Raw genomic sequence first — 22,452 nt, forward strand, 5'->3', positions numbered from 1 at the left:
CCGCGTTCGAGCAGGACATGGCCCTCCCCCTCTCCTGCCGTCGAAGGAACGTCACGCGGCGGGACCGCACCCGGGCCGCACTGACCGTCTGCCCACCGACGGCCACACATTCCTCACAGTTTTCCTCCACTCTCATCAGCGCTCGTCCGCGCTCATCCCCGCTCATCCCCTGCTCATCCGCCCCGAACGTCCGGCTCGCACCCGCCGCGCCCGCCCGCCCTGCCCGCAGCCGTGCCCGCGGATTCTGCCGGATTCTGCCGGTGCCCGGCGGCGGACGGGATACCGGGCGGACCCCGTGCCCGGCGGTGACCATGAGCGGCGCTGGCCCCGCCTCACGGGAACAGCACGCAGCACCGCAGACAGCGACAGCAGACAGCGAAGGAGTAGGTGTGCGCATCGAAACCCGACGCCGACGCGGCCTGGCCCGCATCGGCGTGGTCATGGCCGCCGTCGCGGCCCTCGCCATCGCCGTGACCGCAGCGCCGGCGAACGCCGCCGCGCCCGCGGCGACCCCCGCCGGCGCGCGCAAGGCCGCCGGGACGGTCTCGCCGGCCGACGGCATCGGCAATCCGACGCTCAGATTCGCCAACGTCAACAGCGGCCTGTGCCTGGCCTACGACCCGGAGTCGCGGGGCGCGGCGCGCCAGGAGGGCTGCGGCGACGACAACACCGTCTTCTGGGAGGCCGCGAGCAACGGCAACGGCGCGTACGAGCTGATCGACCTGCACAACAACCAGTGCCTGTCCATCGCGGGCGGGTCCCGCGCCGACGGGGCGACGGTCTTCGTCTACAACTGCGCCAACACCGCCGACCAGCTCTTCACCCTGGTCCCGGAGTTCGCCGGCTACCCGGGCGCCTACGAGCTGGTGAACGTCAACAGCGGCAAGTGCGTGGCCGTCGGCGGCGCGCGCAAGGACTACGACGCCTGGGTCATCCAGTGGTCCTGCGCGCCGAGCGGCGAGTTCATGTGGCGTCCGTACTGACGTCGCCGAGCACGTTCCGGACCGAGGTCGCCGCGCACATTCCGACGACGCCCACGCGCGAGGTCGTCCGGCCGCCGGCCGGGCGGCCTCGCCCCCGTCCGCGCCCCCGTGACGGCCGTCCGCCCGTACGCCGCCCGGCCCCCGGCCGTCTGTCGGCCCGGAGCGGGCGGCGGTAGCCTGCCTCCACCGGCACCCCCGTGCGAGTCCTGGCCCCCTCGGAGGTCGCGGCGATGGAACCCGGCGCACAGCGCCACCCCGCGCAGCCCTCCGGGGCGCTGGCCCAGGCCGCGACCCGGGCGCAGACGCTGGAGGACCTGTCCGCGCTGTTACGGGACCTGCGCCGTCGGCACGCGCGCGAGCGGCGCGACAGCCCCCTGACGTACCGGGAGTTGGCGAGCAGGACCGGCTGGTCGCAGGCCGCGATCGCGGAGTACCTCACCGGCCGCACCCTGCCGCCCACCGACCGGTTCGACGCCCTGGCCGAGGTGCTGGGCGCCGGTCCGGCCGAGCGCGGCGCGCTGGCCGACGCCCGCGACCGGGTCGAGGAGAACCAGCGCAGGAGCAGGACCCGGGCCGGCCGCGCCGCGCCGCCGCCCCCTCCGGCCGGCCCCGGAACCGCGGAGCCGCCGACCCCGGCCCCCGGCCCCCGGCCACGACGGTCCCGGCCCCGGCGACTCCGGCTCCGGCTCCGGCTCCGGCTCCGGCTCCGACGTCCCGGGTCCCGACGGCCCGAGCACCCAAGGCCCCGGCCCCGGGGGTCCGACCGAACGCCCCGGCCCCGAACGCCCCGAGGGTCCGGGTCCCGACGGCCCCAACGGCCCCCGCTCCGGCGCTCCCGGTCCCGCTCCCGCGAGCACACCGGAGCGCGCCACGCACCCCGCTCCCCGCCAACTGCCCGCCGGCACCGCCCTGTTCACCGGACGGGACGAGGACGTCGCGCGCCTGCTCGCCCTGGCCGCCCACGCGCCGGCCAGGAACGTCCCGGGCGCCGTGGTGATCTCTGCCATCGACGGCATGGGCGGGGTGGGCAAGAGCGCGCTGGCCGTCCACGCCGCGCACCGGCTGGCCGAGCGCTTCCCGGACGGCCAGCTCTTCCTCGACCTGTACGGCTTCACGCAGGGGAAGGCGCCGCGCGATCCCGGCGACGCGCTGGCCGCGCTGCTGGGCGGTCTCGGCGTCCCGCCCCAGCGGATCCCCGGGGACGTCGACGCCCGCGCCGCGCTCTACCGCGACCGCCTGTCGGGCACCCGCACCCTGGTGGTCCTGGACAACGCCGCCGACGAGGACCAGGTACGCCCGCTGCTGCCCGCCGCCGGAGGCTGCCTGGTGCTGATCACCAGCCGCCGGCGCCTGACGTCCCTGGACGACGCCCTGCCGCTGTCCTTGGACGTGCTGCCGGTCGACGCGGCGGTGGCACTGCTGCGCGAGGCGTCCCGGCACGACACCGGGTCGGCCGACGAGTCCCTGTGGCACCAGGTCGCCGAGCGATGCGGACGCCTGCCGCTGGCCCTGCTGATCGCCGCCGCCCTGCTGCGCACCGGCGGCAAGGCGTGGGACCTGCGGCGGCTGCTCCACCGGCTCGCCTCGCGGCGCTCCGGCGACGAGCTGGCCGGGTACACGGTCACCGGCCGCAGCCTCGCCGCGGTGTTCGACCTGTCCTACCGGGAGCTGTCGCAGCGGCAGCGGCTGCTCTTCCGCCGCCTGGGCCTGCTGCCGGGACCGGAGATCGACGCCTACGCGGCCGCCGCCCTGCTGGACGCCGACCTGGACGAGGCCGACCTGCTGGTGCAGCAACTGTCCGACCACAGCCTGCTGCTCGGCGCGGCCCCGGGCCGCTACCGCGTGCACGACCTGATCCGGGCGCACGCCCGTACCCTGGCCGCCGCCGATCCCGAGGACCAGCGCGAGCAGGCCCGCGACCGCCTGTTCGCCTACTATCAGCACACCGCACGGCGCGCCGGCGTCCTCCTCGACCGCGTCCCGCGGCAGGGACCCGGCGGTCCCGCGCCCCGCCACGCGCCCGCCCTGCCGGACGAGCAGAGCGCGCGGACCTGGCTGCGCGTCGAGCGCGCCGGCCTGGAGGGCGCCTTCGAGCAGGCGCACGGCCGCGGCATGGGGGCGCACACCGTGGCGCTGGCCGCCGGGCTGGCCCAGATCATGGTGACGGACGGGCCGTGGGCCCGCGCGCTCGCCGTGCACGAGACGGCCGCCGGGCACCTCGGCGACCGCCGCGGCCGGGCCGGCGCGCTGACCGATCTCGGCCGCGTGCGGCGTCTGACCGGGGACGCCTCCGGCGCGGCCGACGCGCTCGGCCTGGCGCTGCGGCTGCACGCCGAGGTGGACGAACCCCTGGGCCGGGCGGGCGCGTTGGTCGAACTCGTGCGCGTGCGGCACCTCACCGGCGACTACGCCGGCGCGGGCGAGGCGCTCGCGCAGGCCCTCCGGCTCTACCGCGGCCTGGGCAACCGGCACGGACAGGCCACCGTGTTCGCCGAGCTGGGGCGGGTGCGGTATCTGACCGGGGAGTTCACCGGCGCGGCCGACGCGCTCACGCGGTCGCTCGGGCTCTACCGCGAGCTCGGCAACCGCCAGGGGCAGGCCACCGCCTTGTCCGAACTGGGGCGCGTGCACTCCTTCGTCGGGGACCTCGCCGCGGCCGCCGACGCCCTCGCCCGGGCCCTGGAGCTCAACCGCGAGCTGGGCAACCGCCAGGGTCAGGCGACCGCCCTGACCGACCTGGGCGCGGTGCGGCGGCTGGCCGGCGACCACACGGGCGCCGCCGACGCACTCGCCCAGGCTCTCCAGCTCTACCGCGACTTGGGCCACCGGCACGGCCAGGCCCTCGCCCTGGCCGAGTCGGGCGTGGTGCGGCGGCTGGCCGGCGACCACACGGGCGCCGCCGACGCGCTCACCCGGGCCCTCCGGCTCTACCGCGAGCTGGGCCACCGCGGCGACGAGGCCTGGGCGCTCAACCACTACGGCACACTGCTCCTCGCCATGGGCGACCGGCCCCGGGCCCTCGCGCTGCACCTGCGGGCCCTGGCCGTGCACCGTGAGTTGAGCAAGCACGACGACGAGGCCGTCTCCCTCGAAGGCATCGCCGAGTGCCACCTCGACGCCGGCGACACCGTCCACGGCGCCGACCGTCTGCGTCAGGCGCTGGAGATCTACCGGCGCCTCGGCATGCGCCCGGACGCCGACCGCGTCCGCGCCCGCCTCACCGACGTGACCGGAAGCGGGCGCTCGTCGTGACGACACACGGCGCCGGGCCGCCGTCGACGCCGTGGCGCCGGAGGTCCGGCCGGCACGGCTCAGCCGGCCTGTCGTCCTTCCGCCCGTTCGGCCGCCAGCGCCGCGAGTTCGCGGGCGACCGCGCTGTTGTGCGCGGCGGCGTCGGCGCGGGCCTTGGCGGGGCTCCAGCGTCCGGCGAGCAGCCAGATGGACGGCAGGAAGACCAGTTGGCCGATGAAGCAGAGCCACCACCAACGCTGCCACTGCTCCGGGCCGTCCTCGGTCGCCTTCCGCACCGCCGGCGCCTCCTTCTGCAGGGAGGCCAGCGCGGACGCGACCGCGGGGTCCTTCAGGCCGCGGCCGTAGGTGTTCAGGAACGTCAGATCGGCCGGCGGGACCGCGGCCAGCGCGGTGAGTTTCGCGCGCGCCTGCTGGACGGCGGGCCCGTCGGTGCGCAGCAGGACGAGGTCGGCCGGCGGGACCTCGGCCAGCGCCTGCAGGTCCGCGGTCGCCGTGGCGACCGGCACGTGCAGTCCGGCCGCTATCTCGCCGACGGCCTTGGCCAGGGTGGCCGGGTCGGTGGCGCCGGTGGCCAGGGCGGTCTGGGTGGCCGGGTCGAGGGTGGCGGCGGTGGCGAGCTGCGCCCGGTAGCGCGTGCTGAGCGTCATCACCCGGGCGATCTCGCCGACCGGTTTGCCGGAGATCTGGCTCAGCGCCGCGGCCTGCGCCTTCTGGTCGTCCGGGTGCGCGATCAGGGCAGTGGAGACGGACGGTGACAGGCGCGCGGCGGTCGCGACCTCGGCGGAGTCCCGCGCGGCCAGCTGCTGCGCCCTGGCCGCGATGCCCGGGTCCGCCGCCACCGCCTTGACGATCGCGTTCTGCGACGCGCTCAGGTTCGGGTCCTTGCCCGCCACCGCGGCTTCGACCTGCGGCCCGTGGTCCACCAGGGTCTCGGCGGCGGGGATCGCGAAGGTCACCGAGCCCAGGGTCGCCACGACGATGACGCGCAGCATCGCGCCCCAGATCGCCAGGCCGGTGGCGGTGGCGGCCGGGCTGTGCTTCTCCACGGTCTCGGTGAAAGCGGCCATCCACGCGGAGAGGGCGATCGCGCTGCCGACCGAGATGAGCGCGATGATCCACGCGAAGTGGTAGTAGCCGGTGTCGGCGTGCGTGGTGGCCAGGGCGAACAGCGCCACGCCGACGGCGCTGACGGCCGCGCCGACCACCATGAACGGCTTGCGCACGCGCAGCCGGTCGGACACCACGCCGGCGATGACCAGAGCGACGGCCTGCAGACCCCAGTACCAGTTGCCCAGGGCGTTGGCGCGGGCCAGGCTGTAGCCGAAGGTCGTGGTGTAGAAGACCACGAACAGGCCGACGGCCATGTAGAAGAACAGCAGGAAGGCGCCGATCCCGAACGCCGGTCCGATCACGTCGGTCCGCAGCACCTGCCGCCACCGGCCGTCCACGGCCCGGTCCGGGTCGACCCCGCGGGCCCGCGCCTCGACCACGGCCTGGTCCCGCAGGCTGACCATCAACTGGTCGCGCAGCCGCGGCGCCAGCTCCCGCAGGCCCACGAACGCGATCACGAACACCCCCAGACCCACGACGCCGCAGAACCGGAACTGGTACTGCCAGTCGGGGTGCGAGGTGAGGGTGTTGCTGGAGACCTCGGTCACCAACAGCGAGCCGACCACCGGCCCCAGCGTCCACAGGCCCATCGCCGAGGCCCGGCCGACCTGCGGCGAGAAGTCCCGCACCAGCGCCGGGCTGGCCACCAGGACGACGCCCTCGACGATGCTGACCAGTCCGAACAGCACCAGGTACGTCAGCTTGGTGTGCGCGTTCGGCAGCCCGAACAGCACCAGCCCTCCGGTCAGGGCCAGTCCGTAGACCACCAGGTTCGCGCGGCCCCAGCGGTCCGCGAGCCCGGCGACGACCGATCCCACGGCGCCGAGCCCGTAACCGGTCACGATCACGGCGATGAAGTACGCCAGCGACATGTGCAGGTTCGCGGCGATCTGCGTCGAGACCGCGTTCTGCACGAAGAGCTCGTAGTACAGCGTCACCGTGCTCACCACGATGATGCCGAGATAGAGCGCGCGCGCTCCGTTCCCGGGATACCGGTCGAGTTGGCGTCCCCACAGCCCGCGCCGGGCGTCGATCGGCGGCGCGGCCGGGATGGTCGGTGCTGACATGTCGGTACCCCTTCTGTCGGAGCAGGTGGGAGTCCGCTGGTGGCAGAGCACCGGAGGGGCCTCCGGCCGCCGACCGCAGGCCGGCGCTGTGCGGCGGCGCACGCGGGCCGGAGTTCCCGACCGCCCCGGCGGCCCGCGCTGCCTCAGCGGACCCTGGACCGCCGGGAGGCGCCGGACCCCGCGCCCGCGGGCAGCGGCGCGGACCCCGTCGAGTCGGTGGTCGCGGCGGCGGCGAAGACTCCCGGAGCTTGTCGTCTCTTCATGCCGCTCATCGTGACGACGCGGTCGCCGAAGAGCTTCTCCGCCATTGCCGCGCCGCGGCGGAGCCGGTGCCCCGGGGGCCGACCGCACGGCGGCGATGCCGGACCCGACCCCCGGAAGTACAGATGCGTCGCCTGTCCGCCGGCCACTGATCCCGTGGTGGGGGCGGCGACCGACATGGGCGTCGAGCGCCTCGACGCGGTCTCCGCACGGGCGCGTGCGGCGGTCCGCGCTCAGACCGCGGTGCGTGGCAGGTCGAGGGAGCGGTTCTCCTCCACCACGCCGTAGCCGGCGCTGGTGTACAGGCTCATCGCCACGTCGTTGCCGCCCCACACGGTGAACATCAGCGTCGTGTCGCCGGCGGCGAGCGTGGCGCGCTCGCCGACCGCCATCGCCGCCCGCCCGTAGCCCTTGCCGCGGTGCTGCTCGTGGACGTGCAGCGAGTAGCCGTACGTGACCCCGGGCAGGTGCCCGTGCCTCAGCCAGCCGGTGCCGATCGGCTCACCGCTCGCGGCTTCGAGCACCAGGAGCGTGGTGTCGGGCGTCGCCAGGCCGTCGGGGAGGAGCCGCGCGAAGTCGCGGTCGGACTTGCGTACCGCGTCCTCCCGGCTCAGGGCTCCTGCCCTGACGATCCCCGCGACGTACGACGCCCGCTCGGCGGACAGCCAGGCCGTGAAGTCGGCCTCGGTCATCCGCCGGGCGGTGACGCCTCCGGGCGCCTGCGGCGGCGGGTCGGCGAGCCGCGCCCTCGTCTGGGCGCGCAGGCCGTAGCCGGCGAAGAGTTCGCCGCCGGGCTCGGTGAGGGCCACGTCCACCCGATGTGCACCGCGGTCCGCGCACCACTGCTCGGCCCACTCCCGCGCGGCCTCTTCGAATCCTCGGCCCGCGTGCTCGGCGTCGACGTGGAGGTCGCCGATGCGGCCCGCAAGCGTGCCGTCGTCGTCGGACACGGCGACGGCGACGTGTCCGACCACCGCACCGGCGTCCACGATCCGGGCGACGGTCCACTCGGCGGCGGTCTCCCGCAGGTGCTCCAGCATGCGATCCGCCGCGGCCGTACCGAGCCCGACCGCGGTGTAGGAGGCGCGCCGCCGCTGCTCGAAGTCCACCTGCCACCGTGTGCGGCCGGGGCTGTCGTCGAGAACGTATTCCGTCATCCGATCAGACTATCCACGTGATCAACCAGGAACTCCAGCCCGGTCGGTGCCGCTGCTTCGTGCCGAGTGCTTCGTGCCGAGTGAGGCCGCGAACCGGTCCAGCAGGTCGAGCGCCACGGCGCCGCCGTCCGCCTCGGTGACGGCGGAGCCGCGCAACCGCGGGGCGCGGCCGGGCGAACGGCGGACCCGTTCGCTCGGCCGCGGCCCCGGGCGTCGAAGAGCCGTCGGCGAGGCGGCAGGAAGCGGCGGGACACGCGACGGGATGCGGCCGGCCGTCAGACGCTCGTGCAGGTGCCGCCGTTGAGGGTGAAGGAGGTCGGCGCGGGGTTGGTGCCGCCCTGGTCGGCGAGGAAGCCGACCGTGACGGAGCCGCCCGCGGGGATGGAGGTGGTGTAGTCCACCGGGGTCACCGTCACCGCGCCGCCGCTCTGGGCGGGCGTGCCGCCCCACATCTGGGTGATGGTCTGGCCGGCGGTGAAGGTGAAGGCGAGGGTCCAGCCGGTGAGCGCGGCGCTGCCGGTGTTGCGGATGGTGATCTCGCCCTGGAAGCCGCCGGTCCAGCTGCCCGTGACCTGGTAGCCGACGCCGCAGCCGCCCGCGGAGGAGCCGGTGGACGTGGTGACGGTGACGGTGGAGCTGCGGGACGAGCGGTTGCCCGCCGCGTCGCGCGCGTACACCGCGAAGGTGTAGGCGGTGCCGGCGGTCAAGCCGGTGACGGTGGCCTGATTGGTCGTGGCGGACGCCGCGGCGCTCTCGGTGCCGCCGCTCACCCGGACGACGTCGTAGCCGGCGACGCCGGTGTTGTCGGTGGAGGCGGTCCAGCTCAGCGTGACCGAGGTGGCCGTAATCCCGGTGGCGGTGGGGGTCCCGGGCGCGCTGGGCGCCTGGGTGTCGGCGCCGGAGGAGGAGCCCACCGTGACGACGAACGTCGTGATGCTCGACGCCGGGAGCGTGGCGGTGAGGGTGCCGTTCGCCAGGGTGGGCCCGCTCAGCGCCGCGAGGGTCCGGGAACCGTCCGTCACCCAGGAGGACACGCTGGACGCGGTGGTGTTCGCCAGGGTGAACTGCTGGCTCACCGCGCCGGTTCCCTTGTTGACGGCCACGATGACCACGTTGGAGCCGCCGGCGTAGGCAGAGGTGTAGACGTTGCTCTGGGGATTGGCAGCGGCGTCGACGCGGACGTACCCCGGGCGGACGAACTTCGAGAAGTGCGCCATGACCGCTCCGCGCTTGCTGATCTGCCCGTCCTCGCGCATGGGGCCGTAGCTGCGCCGGATGTACCACCACACGTACGCCTGGAACTCGGCGTCCACCATCGCGTGGTGCATGTGCTCCCCCACGCCGAGCGCCGCGGGCCACAGGTCGGCGGAGTCCGTGCTATTGGGGTAGTAGACCTCGGTCATCCACAGTTCCTTGCCCTGCCCCTTCTGCTGGAAGAGGGGGTAGGGGAAGTTCGCGAACGGCGTGCCGTAGAGGTGGGCGCCGAGGATGTCCAGGTTGGCCAGGGCCGTCGCGTCGTTGAGGATCGGGTCGGACATGCTCTTGACGTACTGGAAGGACTCCGGCGCGATGACCCGCGTCCCGATCGAGCCGGCGTTGTTCCGCAGGAAGGTGACGATCTCGCTCGACGTCCACCACGTCCAGTCCTGGGCGTAGTCGGGCTCGTTCTGGACCGACACGGCGTACAGGTCCACCCCGTTGCTCTTCATGAACTGGTAGAAGGCGTTCAGGTGCTGGGCGTAGGCGCCGTACGAGTCGTGCCGCAGCCGCTTGGCGTCGGTCTGGCTGCCGTGGGTGAACGTCTCCACCATGCTCGCCGGGGGATTCCACGGCGACGCGAAGACGATCGCCCCGAGGGCCGCCGCCCGCTGGGCGGTGGCGACTTCCGCGCCCCAGTTCGCCTGGTTCTCGTCGATGTGGATCCGGAGGACGGAGAAGCCCAGCTGGCCCGTGCCGTTGCCGAACGCCGTGTCGCGCTGGGCGGCCGTCAGGTCCCCCGCCCACGCGGGGTGGTTCATGCCGCCGAAGCCGCGGATCGTCTGCCGCCGCGCGGACGGGTCGACGGACACGGCGGCAGCCGTTGCGGCCGTCGCCCGGGAGGAGGGCACGGCGACCGCGAGCAGCGGCAGCGCGCCCATCGTCGCCAGCACGGCCCGCCGGCTCGGCGACCGCGGGCCTTCGGTGGTCGGTTCGTCCCGTCGTGATGTCATGGCTGTCTCCAGGCTCTGTGTCTGCGGCCGGTGGCCGGTGGGACAGCCGGAGGACGCTGTCACCGTGGGGGGACCCGCCGCCGCCCGAGGGTGGGCGCGGGCGGGGGGGTGAGGGTGTGGGTGCCCGCGCGGGGGCGCCGCGGCGGACACCCGCGGCGGCGAGGACGCGCGTCTCGCGTGCCGCGGACAAGTGAGCGCTAACATTCGGCTCGCATACGACGTTCGCTCCTCTCGGCGTCGGCGTCAAGCCCTGCGGTGCGACGCTCACGGGCCCGGTCGCCCCGGCTCAGTCCTTGACCGCTCCCGCGGTGACGCCCGCCGCGACGTAGCGCTGGGCGAGGACGAGGAGGACCGCCGCGGGCACGGACGCGACGACGGCGGTGGCCATGATCGCGTTCCACTCCTGGTTGTTGTTGCCGATGTACTTGTAGATGCCGAGCGTGATGGGGCGCATGCTGCCGCCGCCGTCGAGCGTGCTGGCGAAGACGAAGTCCGACCACGCCCACAGGAAGCCGAAGAGCGACACCGTGATGACGGCGTTCCTGCTGACCGGCAGCACCACCGAGACGAAGGTGCGCAGCGCGCCGGCGCCGTCGATCCTGGCGGCGGCGATCAGCTCGTCGGGGATGCCGGACATGAAGGCGGCGAAGATCATCACGCCGAAGGGGACGGCGATCGTGGAGTCCGCGACCACCAGCCCCCACCAGGTGTTCATGATGCCCAGGTCGAGGAAGACGCCGTAGAAGCCCATCGCCATGACGATCCCCGGGATCATCTGGGCGATCAGCAGCAGCACCCCGACCGCGCCCGCGCCGCGCGGGCGCAGCTTGGCCAGCGCGTAGCCGGCGGGCGCGGACAGCAGCAGCGTGAGCGCGACGGTCCCCAGCCCGACCAGCAGGCTCACCCACAGGTAGGGCAGCTGGTCCCGCAGCACGGCGCGGTAGCCGCTGACGGTGGGGTGCAGCGGCAGCAGGTCCGGCGGGTCCTTGCGCATGTCCTGCTGCGGGGTGAGCGAGACGTTGACCATCCAGTACACGGGGAAGAGCATCAGCGCCGTCAGCACGATGCCGACCGCGGTCCGCACGCGGGCGGTGCGGCGGCCGGTGGGGCGCGCGGCAGACGGGGACACGGCGGTCACGGGACCTGCCTCCTCTGGACGCGGATGTAGACCAGGCCGAAGGCCAAGGCGATGAGGATGAGGATGTTCCCGACCGCCGCGCCGGGGCCGAACCGCGGGAGCAGCGAGCCGAAGCCGAGCCGGTAGGACCAGGTGGCCAGCGTCGAGGAGGAGTCGCCCGGACCGCCCCTGGTCATGATCCAGATCAGGTCGAAGACCTTGAGCGTGTAGATGAAGCCGAGCAGCAGGGTGATCGCGGAGACCGGCCGCAGCAGCGGGAAGGTGATGCGCCGGAACTGCTGCCAGCGGCCCGCCCCGTCGAGGGCGGCCGCCTCGTACAGCTCGGCCGGGATGTTCTGCAGCCCGCTGTGGAGGATGACCAGGTTGAACGGGACGCCGATCCAGATGTTCGCGATGATCACCGAGGTGAGCGCCCACGACGGCGACGTCAGCCAGTCCACCGGGCCCGCACCGGCCAGCCCGAGGAGGTAGTTCACCACGCCGGACTCGCTGTTGAGCATCCACGACCACGTGGACGCCGACACGATCAGCGGCAGCAGCCACGGGACGAGGAACAGCGCCCGCAAGGTGGCGGCGAGCCGGAAGCCTCGGTCGAAGAACACCGCGAGCGCGAGCCCGAGCCCGTACTGGAAGACGATCGACACCAGCGTGAACACCATGGTGTTGCGCAGCGCGGTGCCGAACGCCGGGTCCCGCAGGACCTGGTGGACGTTGTCCCAGCCGGTGAACTCCGCGCCGCCCTGCACGAACGAGCGCACGGTGTAGTGCCGTACGGACAGGTCGACGTTCCGGTACAGGGGGTAGAGGTAGAAGGCCGCGAGGTAGGCCACGACCGGCGCCAGGAAGCCCCAGGCCGCCAGTTGCGAGGAGCGGCGGCGGGGCGGCGGGGGCGGGGGCGGCGACAGCGGGCGGGCGGGCGCCCCGGACGTGTCCGGGGACCGTTGCAGGCCACCGGCCTGGGCGGTGCTCATACGTGCTCCTCAATCACGGTGCTGCCGTGTTCCGGTGCCGGTCGTGCGGACCGTGCCGGGAGCCGCGGGTGAGGCGGGCCCCGGCGGGTGGGCCCGCCGTGCCGCCGGGACGGTCGGCGGCACGGCGGAGCGGGGGAAGCGGACCGCCGCGCCGCCGCGGACCCGGTCGGCCCGTCCGGCGGGCGACGTGCTCCAGCCCTGGTGGTTCTCGGCTTCTAGCCCTGGTGGTTCTCGACGGCCTTCTGCGCGTCCTGGAGGGCGGCCTGCGGACTCTTGCCGCCGGACAGGGCGCTCTGGACGGCGCCCCACAACTGTTCGGAGATGACGGGGTACGTGGTGCCCAGGCCGCCGCTGGTGCGGCCGCGGGCGGCGCCGACGGCCGCCTTCCACGGCGCCAGCCCCGGGTCCTTCGCCGTCTGCCGGCTCTGGACGGCGGTGGTGGGCGCGATGTAGGACAGCGTGGTGTCGGTGGCCATCAGGTTGGCGTCGCTGGTCAGGCAGGCGACGATCTTGGCCGACACGGCGTAGCGGGCGCCGTCCTTCTGCACGGGCACGGTGACGAACTCCCCGCCGGTGGGCGCCGGGGCCACGCCGCCGGTCCTGCCCGGGATGGAGACGACGCCGTAGGGGAAGCCGGCCTTCTTGGCGTTGCCCAGCTGCCAGGTGCCGTTCTCGCCGAACGCGAAGTCGCCGGTGGCGAACTCCTGCCAGCTGGTGGTCTGGGTGTTGGTCAGCACGTCGTTCGGGGCCAGCCCCTGGGACACCCAGTCCTTCCACAGCGACAGCGCGGCCACGCCGCCCGCCCCGTCCAGGTGGTCGAGGTCGCCCTGGGCGCCCCAGAACCACGGCAGGAACTGGAAGCTGCCCTCCTCCGTGCCGATCGCGGAGAAGGTGATGCCCTTTTTGCCCGCGGCCTTGACCTTCGTCAGCGCCGCGGTCAGCGACGGCCAGTCCTTCACCGAGGACGGGTCGACACCGGCGGCGTCCAGGACGGTCTTGTTGTAGTAGAGGGCCAGCGTGTTGGCGCCGATCGGCACACCGTAGGCCGCCCCGTCGACGGTGCCGGCGCCGATGATGTTCGGCTGGATCGAGGACGTCGGCACGCCGACCTCGCTCATCTTGTTCAGGATCCCGGCCTGCACCAGCGTGGAGACCACCGGGTTGTCCACCAGCATGACGTCCGGCGCGTCGCCCTGCTGGGCCGCGAGCAGCGCCTTGTTGCCGAGGTCGGTGGTGTCGTACGCGGTGCGCTTGACGGTCACGCCGGCCTTGGCGCCGCAGGAGGCGACGAGCCTGCCCCACCCGGAGGAGCCGTCGAACTGCGGGTAGGGGTCCCAGAAGGTGTACGTCCCCGAGGCGGCGGATGACGAGGAACCGCCGCCGGATCCGCCGCAGGCGGCGAGTGCCGCCAGCGCGGCGCAGGTGGCGACGAACGCGAGGGCACTGCGTGTTGGTCTCATGGCGATCCTTGCTCGGTGCGTGGCGGGGGTGGGGGGAGCGGTCGGCGGCGGGCGCCGGCAGGCCGAGGGAGGGACAGGGGCGGGACGGAGACGGAGTCGGAGGGGGGTCGCGCGCAGGCCCGGCCGGCTAGCGGGTCGGTATCCAGACCCGCATCGGGCCGTCGCTCCTGTTGGCCCAGGCGTAGTAGGGGACGGCGGTGAGCCGCAGCGGCGTGCCGTGGGACTCGTCGGGCTCGTCCGGCCGTTCGGCGCCGTCCGCGGGCGCCGGGCGGGTGGCGTCGCGGTACGGCCACCAGCCCTGCTCGGGCAGGGCGCGGCGGTGTCCGGCGGCGGTCACGGTGGTGACGCCGCCGAGGAGGTCGGGGCGGTGCTCCTCGGCGAGGGGGGCACGGGTGTCGAGCACGACGTCGTCCAGGCCGCCCCCGGGGTGGTCCACGCCTTCCAGGCAGTAGACCAGGGGGCCCCGCTCGATGGCGGCGCAGCCGCGGACGGCGTCGACGCGGGGATCGGCCCGTGTGAGCCGCGGTGCCACGCGCAGGTCCAGCACGACCTCGTCGCCGGGCGCCCAGGACCGCTCCAGCCGCAGCCATCCGTCCGCGGCCGGCGCGGGCGCCGGGTCCTCCCCCGCCACCGCGACCCGGGGATCGGCGGACCACTGCGGGATGCGCAGGGAGAGCGTCCAGGGGCGGCCGGCCGGTCCCTCCTCGACGGTGATCCGGATGCGGCCGGTCCGGGGATAGTCGGTGTTAACGCTCACAGCGGTGGTCGTCCCGGCGACGGCGCCCGCGTAGCGGCCCCCGGCGTACTGGTGGAGCTGCAGTCCGCCGTCGTCGGTGGAGGCCACGTAGTGCTCCAGGCTGGCCAGCAGCCGCATGACGTTGGGCGGGCAGCAGGCGCAGCGGAACCAGCGGGTGCGCCGCGCGGACTGGTCGCCGCCGGCGTCGGTGTGGCCGTCGCGGACCTGGAGCGGGTTGACGTACAGCCACCGCTCGCCGTCGAGGGACATGCCGGCCAGGAAGCCGTTGAACAGCGTGCGCTCGATGAGGTCGCCGTAGCGGGCCCGGCCGGTCAGCAGGGCCATCCGCCAGCCGAACTGGACGGAGGCCACCGCGGCGCAGGTCTCGCAGTAGGCGCGCTCGTTGGGCAGCTCGTACGGGTCGCCGAAGTCCTCCTCGTCGTGGTGGGCGCCGAGCCCGCCGGTCAGGTGGGTCTTGGTGGCCACCATGGCCGACCACAGCCGTTCGCACGCGGCGGCCAGTTGGGCGTCGGCGTTCTCCGCCGCCAGGTCGGCCGCCGCCGCCAGCAGGTAGAGCTGCCGCACCGCGTGGCCCTCGACGTTCTCCTGCTCCCGCAGCGGCACCCGGTCCTGGCAGTACGCCTCGCCGCCCAGCACGCCGTGGCCGCGCCGGTCGACGAAGTAGGCCGCCAGGTCCAGGTAGCGGCGCTCGCCGGTCTCGCGGTAGAGCTCCACCAGCGCGGTCTCGACCTCCGGGTGGCCGTCCACGCCGTCGATGGGCCGGCCCGGTCCGAAGGCCGTGTCGATCTGGTCGGCGAAGCGCGTCGCCACCTCCAGCAGCGCCTTGTCGCCGGTGGCGCGGTGGTGGGCGACGCCGGCCTGGATCAGGTGGCCGGCGCAGTACAGCTCGTGGCCCCAGCGCAGGTCCTGGTAGCGACCCGCGCCCTTCCCGGCCTGGAACCAGGTGTTGAGGTAGCCGTCCGGCTCCTGCGCCGCCGCGACCAGGGCGGTGATCCGGTCGACGTCCGCGGCGAGATCGGGGTTCGCCGCGCCGGCCAGTTGCCAGGAAGCCGCCTCCAGCCACTTGTAGACGTCGGAGTCCATGAACGGGTAGTCGCCCCGGAACTCCCCCGCCGCGCTGCCCGCGGCCAGCCGCAGGTCGTGCAGGTTGCCGGCCGACTCCAGCAGCCCCGGCCCCTGCGGGATGGCGACGCCGGCGTTGACCTGCCGGCGCTCGTGCCAGAAGCCGGAGCGGATGTCCGCCGAGCCGGCCGGGCGCAGCGCGGTACGCGCCCCGGCCGTCGGCCGGACCGGGCCGGCCGGCCGGCGGGTGACGGGTTGGTACGGGACATGGAACTCCCTGGAGAAGTGCGGCCGACGGCGCGCCGGCGCCGAAAAACTCTGAGCAACCGTTTTCTTGCCGGAAAACTAGGAGTGGTATCAGGGTCCCGTCAAGACGTCTGCACGCCCCGCTTCCGTCAGCTCGTCGCCTTGGGGATACGGCCGGTTTGCTGGCACTATGATCCGTACCCGGCACATGAGCAAAGGATTGTCCGTGACTGAAACCGATCGGCGCCCCGCACCGCGGGGGCGCGTGACCCTGGCCGACGTGGCGGACCTGGCCGGCGTCAGCGTGGGCACCGCCTCCAAGGCGCTCAGCGGCAGCGGCCGCATGCGCCCCGAGACGCGCCAGCGCGTGCTGGACGCGGCACGGCGGCTGGACTTCCAGCCCAACGAGGCCGCCCGCAGCCTGCTCGCCGGACGCACCTGGACGGTCGGGCTGGTCACCACGGACGGCATCGGCCGCTTCAGCACCCCCGTGCTGCTCGGCGCCGAGGACGCCCTGGGCGCCGGCAAGATCTCCGTCCTGCTGTGCGACACCCGCGGCGACGCCATCCGCGAACGCCACTACGTGGAGACGCTGTTGGCCCGGCGGGTGGACGGAATCATCGTCACCGGCCGCCGCACCGATCCCCGTGACCCGCTCCCGGGGCTGCGCGGCGTGCCGACCGTCTACGCCCTGACGCCCTCGACCGATCCCGCCGACATGTCGGTGGCCTCCGACGACGAGGGCGGCGCCCGCCTGGCGGTGGAGTACCTCATCGACTCCGGCCGCCGCCGTATCGCGCACGTCACCGGCCCGGCGCACCACGCCGCTGCGCGGCACCGGGCGCGGCTGACGCAGGAGCTGCTCGACCGGGCGTCGCTCGAACCGTCCGGCGGCCGGATGCACTTCGGGGACTGGAGCGAGGCGTGGGGCCGCCGCGCCGCCGCCTCCGTCCTGCGCACGGCTCCGGACACCGACGCCTTCTTCTGCGGCAACGACCAGATCGCCCGGGGCGTCACGGACACCCTGCGCGAGGCCGGCCGCCGCGTCCCGGACGACATCGCCGTCGTGGGGTACGACAACTGGGACACCATGGCCCTCGCCTCCCGTCCGCCGCTGACCACCGTCGACATGAACCTCCCCGACATCGGGCGGATCGCCGCGCTGCGGCTGCTGGACGCCATCGACGGGCATCCGGGCAGCGGCGTCGAGACGGTGCCGTGCCGGCTCGTGGTCCGCGAATCGGCCTGACCGCGGCCGGCGGGCGGGCCCGCCGGGCGGCCGATGACCGGAGCCGGTGACCGGAGCCCGCGGCCCGGGCCGGTGAGCGGAGCCGGTGACACGAACCGGAAGCCCGGCCGGCCCGGGTGCCGGCCGCCGCCCCGCGGGGAGGGCGGCGGCCGGCGCGGCCCACCGGCCGGGCGGCGCCCGGTTCAGCGCGGGTCGAGCCGCCCGGTTCAGCGCGGGTCGAGCCTCCACAGGTGGTCCGCCGTGCCGTTGTCCTCCCACTGGAGGACCTGGGCGCCGCTGGCCGTGCTCATGTTCTGCACGCCCAGCAGCAGCCCGCTGTTGCTGTTGGCGATCTTGTAGAAGCCGGCGCCGTCGGAGGTCACCCGCCACAGGTGGTCGGCGGTGCCGCTGTCACCCCAGACCAACGCGGTCCCGCCGTCGGCCGTGCTCATGCCGGTGATGCCGAGCACGAGCCCGCTGGCCTGGTTCCGGATCTTGTACAGGCCCGAACCCGCGGACACCAGCGCCCACTTCTGGGTGCCGGAACCGTTGACCGTGGCCTGGTCGACCATGGTGCCCTGGGCCGTGCCGCCGTTCTTGGTGTCGAGTGCCAGGCCGCTGTTCTTGTTGGTGATCTGGTACGTGCCGTCCAGCGTGCTCCCTCCGCCGGTCGCGGGGGTGATGACGAGGTGGTAGCCGTAGGTGCTGTTCGCCGAGACGGGGACGGTGACGGAGCCGTTGGTCACCGTGTAGTCGGACTCGGTGAGCGTGGTGGGGCCCGAGACGGCGGTGGTGCGGCCCGGGGAGGGGGTGTACTCGACCTTCACGTGGACGCGGGAGCTCAGGGCGGACAGGGCGTTCAGGCCGTTGACGGTGACGGCGCAGTCGCCGGAGCCGCCGCCGAAGACGACGTCGACCTCGTTGCCGGCGCTGTTGCGGGAGGCGGCGCCGTCGATGCCGGTCTGGGCGGGCGGGGTGGTGACGAGCATGGAGCCGCTCATGTCGGCGTACCACTTGTAGAGCCAGTAGGCGCCGTTGGGGCTGCCGCCCTGTCCGGTCAGCAGGTCGCCGAGGGCGCCGGACTGGTTCCAGAAGGCGAGTTCGGCGTCGTGGACGCCGAGGCGTTCGAACTTGGCGATGTAGCCGACCAGCGCGCCGGGCACGCCGACCTCGGCGGGGGCGGCGTACTCCTCGATGGCGATCGGACGGGGGCTGATGCCGTACTTGTTCTCCAGCGCGGTGACGGTGGCGACGTCGCCGGCGATCTTGGAGGAGCGGATCAGCTCGTGCCAGGCGATGATGTCGGGCACGGTGTTGGTGGCGACCGCGTTCCGGAGGAAGTTGTCCATGTCGCCGATGTTGTCCGAGAAGCTCGGGCCCTGGATCGGCGTGGTGGAGTCCTTCGAGCGGATCTCGCGGTAGGTGCGGGTCCAGAAGTCCTCGAAGGTGCCGTTGGAGGACTGCCAGGTGTTGTCCGACTCGTTCCAGGGCGCGTACGCGGCCAGGTTGGTGATCCCGGACGCCTTGGTCTGGGCGATCTGGTCGTCGACGACGCTCAGCCAGTTGTTCCAGCTGAACTGGTAGGGCCAGCCGGCGTAGTAGTCCGAGAGCCGGTTGACGACCTTGGCGCCGGCCCGGGCGGCCTTCGGCGCGACCGTGAGGATGTCGCCGGTGCCCTGCTGGCGCCCGCCCTGGGGCTTCTGCACGAAGGTGTTCGGCTTGATCGCCTGCACCAGGTTGTCGGCCGGGGTGGAGGCGTTGGCCAGGCCGTAGAGGCTGCCGGTGGCGACGTGGGTGACCGGGCGCAGCACCTGGTCGGCGCTGACCACCAGGGTCGTGGACGGGGAGGCGGCGGCCTGGGCGGGCGGGCCGGCGACGGCGGTGGACGCCAGGGCCAGGACCGCGGCTCCGAGGCCGAGGGCGCCGGCGGCTCGGCGGCCGGGGCGGTGATGCGCGAATCCACGCATGGGGGGAACACCCTTCCGAAAGATGTGGGGGGCGCGCGGCGACCGCCACGGGACTCGCAGGGCACCGAGCCGCCCGTCCAACGGCTCCGTGCCGACCGGTGCGGACCGATCGCTACGCAAAAGAGCAATGGTTTGCTCAGCGCACAACGTAGGAGTGTTCCGCTGACCGGTCAAGGGAGCGCGCAAGGCTTCGCCGAACGCCCGGCTCGGTCGGCGCGCCACGGGTCCTCCTGGCGGCGAGCGGGCCGGAGTGGCGATTCATCCGACTACACGCTTGTAGTAGATTGACGCGCCTTGGCGCACTCGCGCGCCCGACAAGGAGGCGTTCGATGGGACCGACGCAGATCAACGGCCTGCCCGCCCACGTGCTGCTGGTGCACGTCGTGGTCGTGTTCGTGCCCCTGACCGCGCTGCTGCTGGTGGGCAGCGCGATCTGGCCCGGCTGGCTGCGGCGGCTGGGCATCGCCCTGCCTCTGCTGGCCCTGCTGACACTGATCAGCGTGCCGCTGACCACCCATGCCGGCGAATGGCTGGAGCGGCACACCGCCTCCACACCCCAGATCCGCCACCACGCCGAACTCGGCGACGGCCTGCTGCCGTGGGCGGTGGGCCTGTTCGTCCTGGCCCTCGCCCTGTGGGAATGGCAGCGCCGCACCACCCGCGGCGCGCGGTCCGCGAGCGGCGCGGACGCCTCCGGCGCGGACGCTTCCGGGACCGAAACCTCCGGCACGGACGCCTCCGGCAATGGAGTCTCCGGCACCGCGGCTTCCGGCACAGGGCCGCGGAGCCTGCCGGGCGGCCCCCTACGCATCGCCGCCGTCGCTCTGTGCGCGGTCGTCGCCGCGAGCTCGCTCGTGCAGGTGTACCGGATCGGCGACTCCGGCGCGAAAGCCGCCTGGACCGGGAACTTCTCCAGCCACAGCACCCCCGACCAGCACGGCTGACCCCCCACACCGGCGACAGGGCACGGCGGGACCCGCGCCGAACGCCCCGGCCCCCGCCCCCAGGGCTCAGCGCGGTCCGGAGCCCCCAAGCTGCCGGCGACGTCAGCGCCGAGGCGGGCCGAGGTCGTCCCGCAACGCCTCCCGGAGTACACCGCATCGGACACGGGCCCCTGCGAACCACTGCTTCGCCCGGACGAGCCGCGGGTCCGTACGCGGCAGGAGCCCTGCTCCGGAGTCGCGACGGCCGGCCGCCGCGTCCTGCTCCTGGTACTGCCAGGACCAGGACAACACGACGCCGCGCGTACAGACTGGACCGCGGGAAAGCCGGGGAGTCGACCGGACGGCGCTCTGCTCGCGCGACCGGACGGCACCCGGAGGTCGTCGGCGTGCGCGCCGGTCGGCGCGGCTCGACCGGTGCTCGTCACCGATGGTGTGAAGGAGATCCGACCATGACCCGTATCGCGCTGGTGACCGGCGGCAACCGAGGGATCGGCCGCGCCGCCGCGGAGGCCCTCGCCGACGACGGCACCGATGTCGTCCTCACTTACCGGTCCAACCGCGAGGAGGCGGAGGACGTCGTCGGCCAGCTCGCCGCTCGCGGCCGCACCGTGGCCGCCCTGCACCTGGACCTCACCCAGCCGGGGGCCTTCCCGGACTTCGCCGAGCGACTGCGCGCGGAGCTGACCGGCCGTTGGGCGACGGACCGCTTCGACATCCTCGTCAACAACGCCGGATTCGACCTGCTGACACCGTTCGGCGAAACCACCGTCGACGCGATCGACGCCCTGTACTCCGTGCACGTGCGGGGACCGGTCCTGCTGACCGAACTCCTGGCTCCCATGGTCCGCGACGGAGGCCGGATTCTGTTCACCTCCAGTGGCCTGACCCGCTACGCCGCCAACCCCGCGTACTCCGTCTACGCCGCCATGAAGGGCGCCGTCGAGGTCTACACCCGGTACGCCGCGAAGGCCCTGGGGGCACGTGCGATCACGGTGAACGCTCTCGCGCCGGGCGCGACCGCGACCGATTTCGCCGGTGGTGTCATTCGCGACGACGACGCGTACCGGGCCATGATCACGGCCAACCACGCGTCGGGCCGTGTCGGCGAGCCCCAGGACATCGGCAACGCGGTGCGGGCCATCACCGCCGAAGCGGCGTCGTGGATCACCGCGCAGCGCATCGAAGCGTCGGGCGGACAGAGCCTGTGACGCGGAACCCGTGACGCGGCGCCAGTGACCTGGAGCCTGTGACCTGGAGCCTGTGACGCGGCGCCCGTGACGCGGAGACCTTTCCGACCGGCGAGTCCTGGTCCCCGGCGGTACCGGCGGTCTTCGAGCAACTCAGGGCGCGCCGAGCACGAACAGGAGCTGTACCGCTCTGACGTGGCGCACACCCGCGTCGTCACCGCCCGGCGCGCTCGTCCGGGGTCGTAACGTCACGGCAGCCGGCTGGTCGCGATTCGGCAACGCCGCCTTCCGGCGCGCTCGGGAAGCCGCATCGTCGTTCCCCAGGGGTGCGCGTCCCGGGAGGTACCGTGTCGCTTCCGCAATTACCGCCGTTGAACGACCGATACCAGTACGACCTGGCACGCGTCACCGTGCTGCGGTGGTTCGGCATCCGGGCCGACAGCACCGGTAACACGTGGAGTCCCAGGGACAGCGCGCTCTTCGTGGCCGCCATCTTGTCCCCGCTGGTCGTCGCCGGCCTCCACCAGACGTTCTGGCATCCCACCGCGCAAGGCAGGGGAGCCTATTTCTTCTGGCTCGGCTACTACGTGGGCACCGACCTGATCACGGTCCTCGGCCAATGGGTCGGCTGCAGGGCTTTCCACCGCGCGCTGCCCAGCGTCGACCGCATGCTCACCCCGCACGGCGCCTGGGAGGTGCACTGCTGGATCGAGCGTGGCATGAGGCCCTGGCGGCAGCAGCGGTGGATGCTCGTGGGGGCGGCGTTCTCCTGCGCGACCGTCTGGGCGCTCTCCACGGCCCACCAGGTGACGGACCACATGTCCATCGACGTCGCTTCGTACCTGACGGTCGTCATGACCGGCGCGGCCGGCGCGAACAGCCTGTTCTGGCTGGTGCGCGCCGCCCGGCTGGCCCGGATCGTCACCAAGCCGGGGAACCTGCGGCTCGTGTGGTCGGCGCCCGCCCGGACGCCGGGCATCGAGGCGCTGTCGCGTTGGCACCGCTCCATCACTCTGGCCGTGGTCGGCGGGGCCGCGGTGGCGTTCGCTCCGTGGGTCTGGCTCGCTCCCTACGTGGGCCACGAGGGCGTCTACCTCGCGACGAAGTGGGTGGTGGCCGGCCTGATCATCGTGGCCATCGTCCTGTTCGGGTTCTACCCCCAGTGGCGGCTGTCGCAGGCGGTGATGGCCAAGCGCACAGCCGTGCTCCACGTGCTCTCGCACCGGCTCCCGCGCCACCTGCCGGGCGGGCGGGTGCTGACCGAGGATGAAGCAAAGGATGTCGACCTGTACGAGAAGGTGTCGCAGAGTCCGTCGAGCGTGATCGACGGGCAGACGGTGGCGGCGACGCTCCTGTCGGTCGGCGGCGTCCTGGTTCCGCTGGCGGTCGCGGCTCTCGCACGGTAGGGACGGGGGCGGGGGCGTACTGCGGGCTGGGCCGGGCCGGGGTCGG

15 protein-coding genes and 1 pseudogene are annotated in these 22,452 nt (G+C 73.6%); 7 read left to right on the forward strand and 9 right to left on the reverse strand.

All coding sequences use genetic code 11. The features are described from left to right. Positions 1 to 389: 389 nt before the first annotated feature. The 3 genes and pseudogenes from VSR01_RS06545 (at position 390) to VSR01_RS06550 (ending at position 4,235) form a co-directional block, all read left to right on the forward strand. Positions 390 to 983: an RICIN domain-containing protein gene (locus VSR01_RS06545; protein ID WP_326448328.1), complete on the forward strand. Its 594-nt coding sequence runs from the start codon at positions 390 to 392 to the stop codon at positions 981 to 983. Between the two features lie 230 nt (positions 984 to 1,213). Further along, positions 1,214 to 1,474: pseudogene (locus VSR01_RS37660) on the forward strand (helix-turn-helix domain-containing protein); the annotation flags it as partial. 499 nt (positions 1,475 to 1,973) lie between these two features. Then, entirely contained in the window at positions 1,974 to 4,235 is a 2,262-nt protein-coding gene (locus VSR01_RS06550; RefSeq protein WP_326448329.1) for a tetratricopeptide repeat protein, read from the forward strand. A gap of 59 nt (positions 4,236 to 4,294) precedes the next feature. Here the strand turns inward: VSR01_RS06550 and VSR01_RS06555 are convergent, their stop codons facing one another. From VSR01_RS06555 to VSR01_RS06590, 8 genes are all read right to left on the reverse strand, one after another. Continuing rightward, positions 4,295 to 6,412, reverse strand: a complete 2,118-nt coding sequence (locus VSR01_RS06555) for an MFS transporter (RefSeq protein WP_326448330.1) — start codon at positions 6,410 to 6,412, stop codon at positions 4,295 to 4,297. A gap of 143 nt (positions 6,413 to 6,555) precedes the next feature. Continuing rightward, complete coding sequence (locus VSR01_RS06560; RefSeq protein WP_326448331.1) at positions 6,556 to 6,720, reverse strand: hypothetical protein; 165 nt, start codon at positions 6,718 to 6,720, stop codon at positions 6,556 to 6,558. Between the two features lie 186 nt (positions 6,721 to 6,906). Next, positions 6,907 to 7,830 (reverse strand): GNAT family N-acetyltransferase, encoded by a 924-nt coding sequence (locus tag VSR01_RS06565; RefSeq protein ID WP_326448332.1) that lies wholly within the window; start codon positions 7,828 to 7,830, stop codon positions 6,907 to 6,909. A gap of 275 nt (positions 7,831 to 8,105) precedes the next feature. Beyond that, positions 8,106 to 10,040: a cellulose binding domain-containing protein gene (locus VSR01_RS06570; protein WP_326448333.1), complete on the reverse strand. Its 1,935-nt coding sequence runs from the start codon at positions 10,038 to 10,040 to the stop codon at positions 8,106 to 8,108. A 286-nt stretch (positions 10,041 to 10,326) separates the two neighbouring features. After that, positions 10,327 to 11,088 (reverse strand): carbohydrate ABC transporter permease, encoded by a 762-nt coding sequence (locus VSR01_RS06575; protein ID WP_326453519.1) that lies wholly within the window; start codon positions 11,086 to 11,088, stop codon positions 10,327 to 10,329. Between the two features lie 86 nt (positions 11,089 to 11,174). Next, complete coding sequence (locus VSR01_RS06580) at positions 11,175 to 12,149, reverse strand: carbohydrate ABC transporter permease (RefSeq protein WP_326448334.1); 975 nt, start codon at positions 12,147 to 12,149, stop codon at positions 11,175 to 11,177. Between the two features lie 215 nt (positions 12,150 to 12,364). Then, positions 12,365 to 13,609 carry a sugar ABC transporter substrate-binding protein gene (locus VSR01_RS06585; protein WP_326448335.1) on the reverse strand — a complete coding sequence of 415 codons (1,245 nt, stop codon included), beginning with the start codon at positions 13,607 to 13,609 and terminating at the stop codon, positions 12,365 to 12,367. Between the two features lie 127 nt (positions 13,610 to 13,736). Further along, the gene (locus VSR01_RS06590) at positions 13,737 to 15,626 is read right to left on the reverse strand and encodes a glycoside hydrolase family 127 protein (RefSeq protein ID WP_326453520.1); all 1,890 of its coding nucleotides are present in this window, start codon (positions 15,624 to 15,626) and stop codon (positions 13,737 to 13,739) included. 274 nt (positions 15,627 to 15,900) lie between these two features. On the opposite strand from VSR01_RS06590, the gene VSR01_RS06595 reads away from it, so the two are divergent. Next, on the forward strand, positions 15,901 to 16,923 hold the full coding sequence (locus VSR01_RS06595) for a LacI family DNA-binding transcriptional regulator (protein ID WP_326448336.1): 1,023 nt from the start codon (positions 15,901 to 15,903) through the stop codon (positions 16,921 to 16,923). A gap of 206 nt (positions 16,924 to 17,129) precedes the next feature. On the opposite strand, the gene VSR01_RS06600 is transcribed toward VSR01_RS06595, so the two are convergent. Beyond that, a complete protein-coding gene (locus VSR01_RS06600; protein ID WP_326448337.1) occupies positions 17,130 to 18,869 on the reverse strand; it encodes an RICIN domain-containing protein in 1,740 nt (579 codons plus the stop codon). 329 nt (positions 18,870 to 19,198) lie between these two features. On the opposite strand from VSR01_RS06600, the gene VSR01_RS06605 reads away from it, so the two are divergent. From VSR01_RS06605 to VSR01_RS06615, 3 genes are all read left to right on the forward strand, one after another. Beyond that, positions 19,199 to 19,813 carry a hypothetical protein gene (locus VSR01_RS06605; RefSeq protein WP_326448338.1) on the forward strand — a complete coding sequence of 205 codons (615 nt, stop codon included), beginning with the start codon at positions 19,199 to 19,201 and terminating at the stop codon, positions 19,811 to 19,813. Between the two features lie 449 nt (positions 19,814 to 20,262). Further along, positions 20,263 to 21,021, forward strand: coding sequence for an SDR family NAD(P)-dependent oxidoreductase (locus VSR01_RS06610; protein ID WP_326448339.1), 759 nt, complete (start codon positions 20,263 to 20,265; stop codon positions 21,019 to 21,021). A 350-nt stretch (positions 21,022 to 21,371) separates the two neighbouring features. Continuing rightward, the gene (locus VSR01_RS06615) at positions 21,372 to 22,406 is read left to right on the forward strand and encodes a hypothetical protein (protein ID WP_326448340.1); all 1,035 of its coding nucleotides are present in this window, start codon (positions 21,372 to 21,374) and stop codon (positions 22,404 to 22,406) included. The last annotated feature ends 46 nt before the right edge of the window (positions 22,407 to 22,452 follow it).

The sequence above is a fragment of the Actinacidiphila sp. DG2A-62 genome (genome assembly GCF_035825295.1).
Lineage (GTDB): Bacteria > Actinomycetota > Actinomycetes > Streptomycetales > Streptomycetaceae > Actinacidiphila.

What these genes read in the sequence shown, in the direction of transcription:
- VSR01_RS06555 (WP_326448330.1), bottom strand. Translation starts at nt 6,412, where the DNA reads ATGTCAGCACCGACCATCCCGGCCGCGCCGCCGATCGACGCCCGGCGC.
- VSR01_RS06560 (WP_326448331.1), bottom strand. Translation starts at nt 6,720, where the DNA reads ATGGCGGAGAAGCTCTTCGGCGACCGCGTCGTCACGATGAGCGGCATG.
- VSR01_RS06565 (WP_326448332.1), bottom strand. Translation starts at nt 7,830, where the DNA reads ATGACGGAATACGTTCTCGACGACAGCCCCGGCCGCACACGGTGGCAG.
- VSR01_RS06570 (WP_326448333.1), bottom strand. Translation starts at nt 10,040, where the DNA reads ATGACATCACGACGGGACGAACCGACCACCGAAGGCCCGCGGTCGCCG.
- VSR01_RS06575 (WP_326453519.1), bottom strand. Translation starts at nt 11,088, where the DNA reads ATGCTCTTCCCCGTGTACTGGATGGTCAACGTCTCGCTCACCCCGCAG.
- VSR01_RS06580 (WP_326448334.1), bottom strand. Translation starts at nt 12,149, where the DNA reads ATGAGCACCGCCCAGGCCGGTGGCCTGCAACGGTCCCCGGACACGTCC.
- VSR01_RS06585 (WP_326448335.1), bottom strand. Translation starts at nt 13,609, where the DNA reads ATGAGACCAACACGCAGTGCCCTCGCGTTCGTCGCCACCTGCGCCGCG.
- VSR01_RS06600 (WP_326448337.1), bottom strand. Translation starts at nt 18,869, where the DNA reads ATGCGTGGATTCGCGCATCACCGCCCCGGCCGCCGAGCCGCCGGCGCC.
- VSR01_RS06605 (WP_326448338.1), top strand. Translation starts at nt 19,199, where the DNA reads ATGGGACCGACGCAGATCAACGGCCTGCCCGCCCACGTGCTGCTGGTG.
- VSR01_RS06610 (WP_326448339.1), top strand. Translation starts at nt 20,263, where the DNA reads ATGACCCGTATCGCGCTGGTGACCGGCGGCAACCGAGGGATCGGCCGC.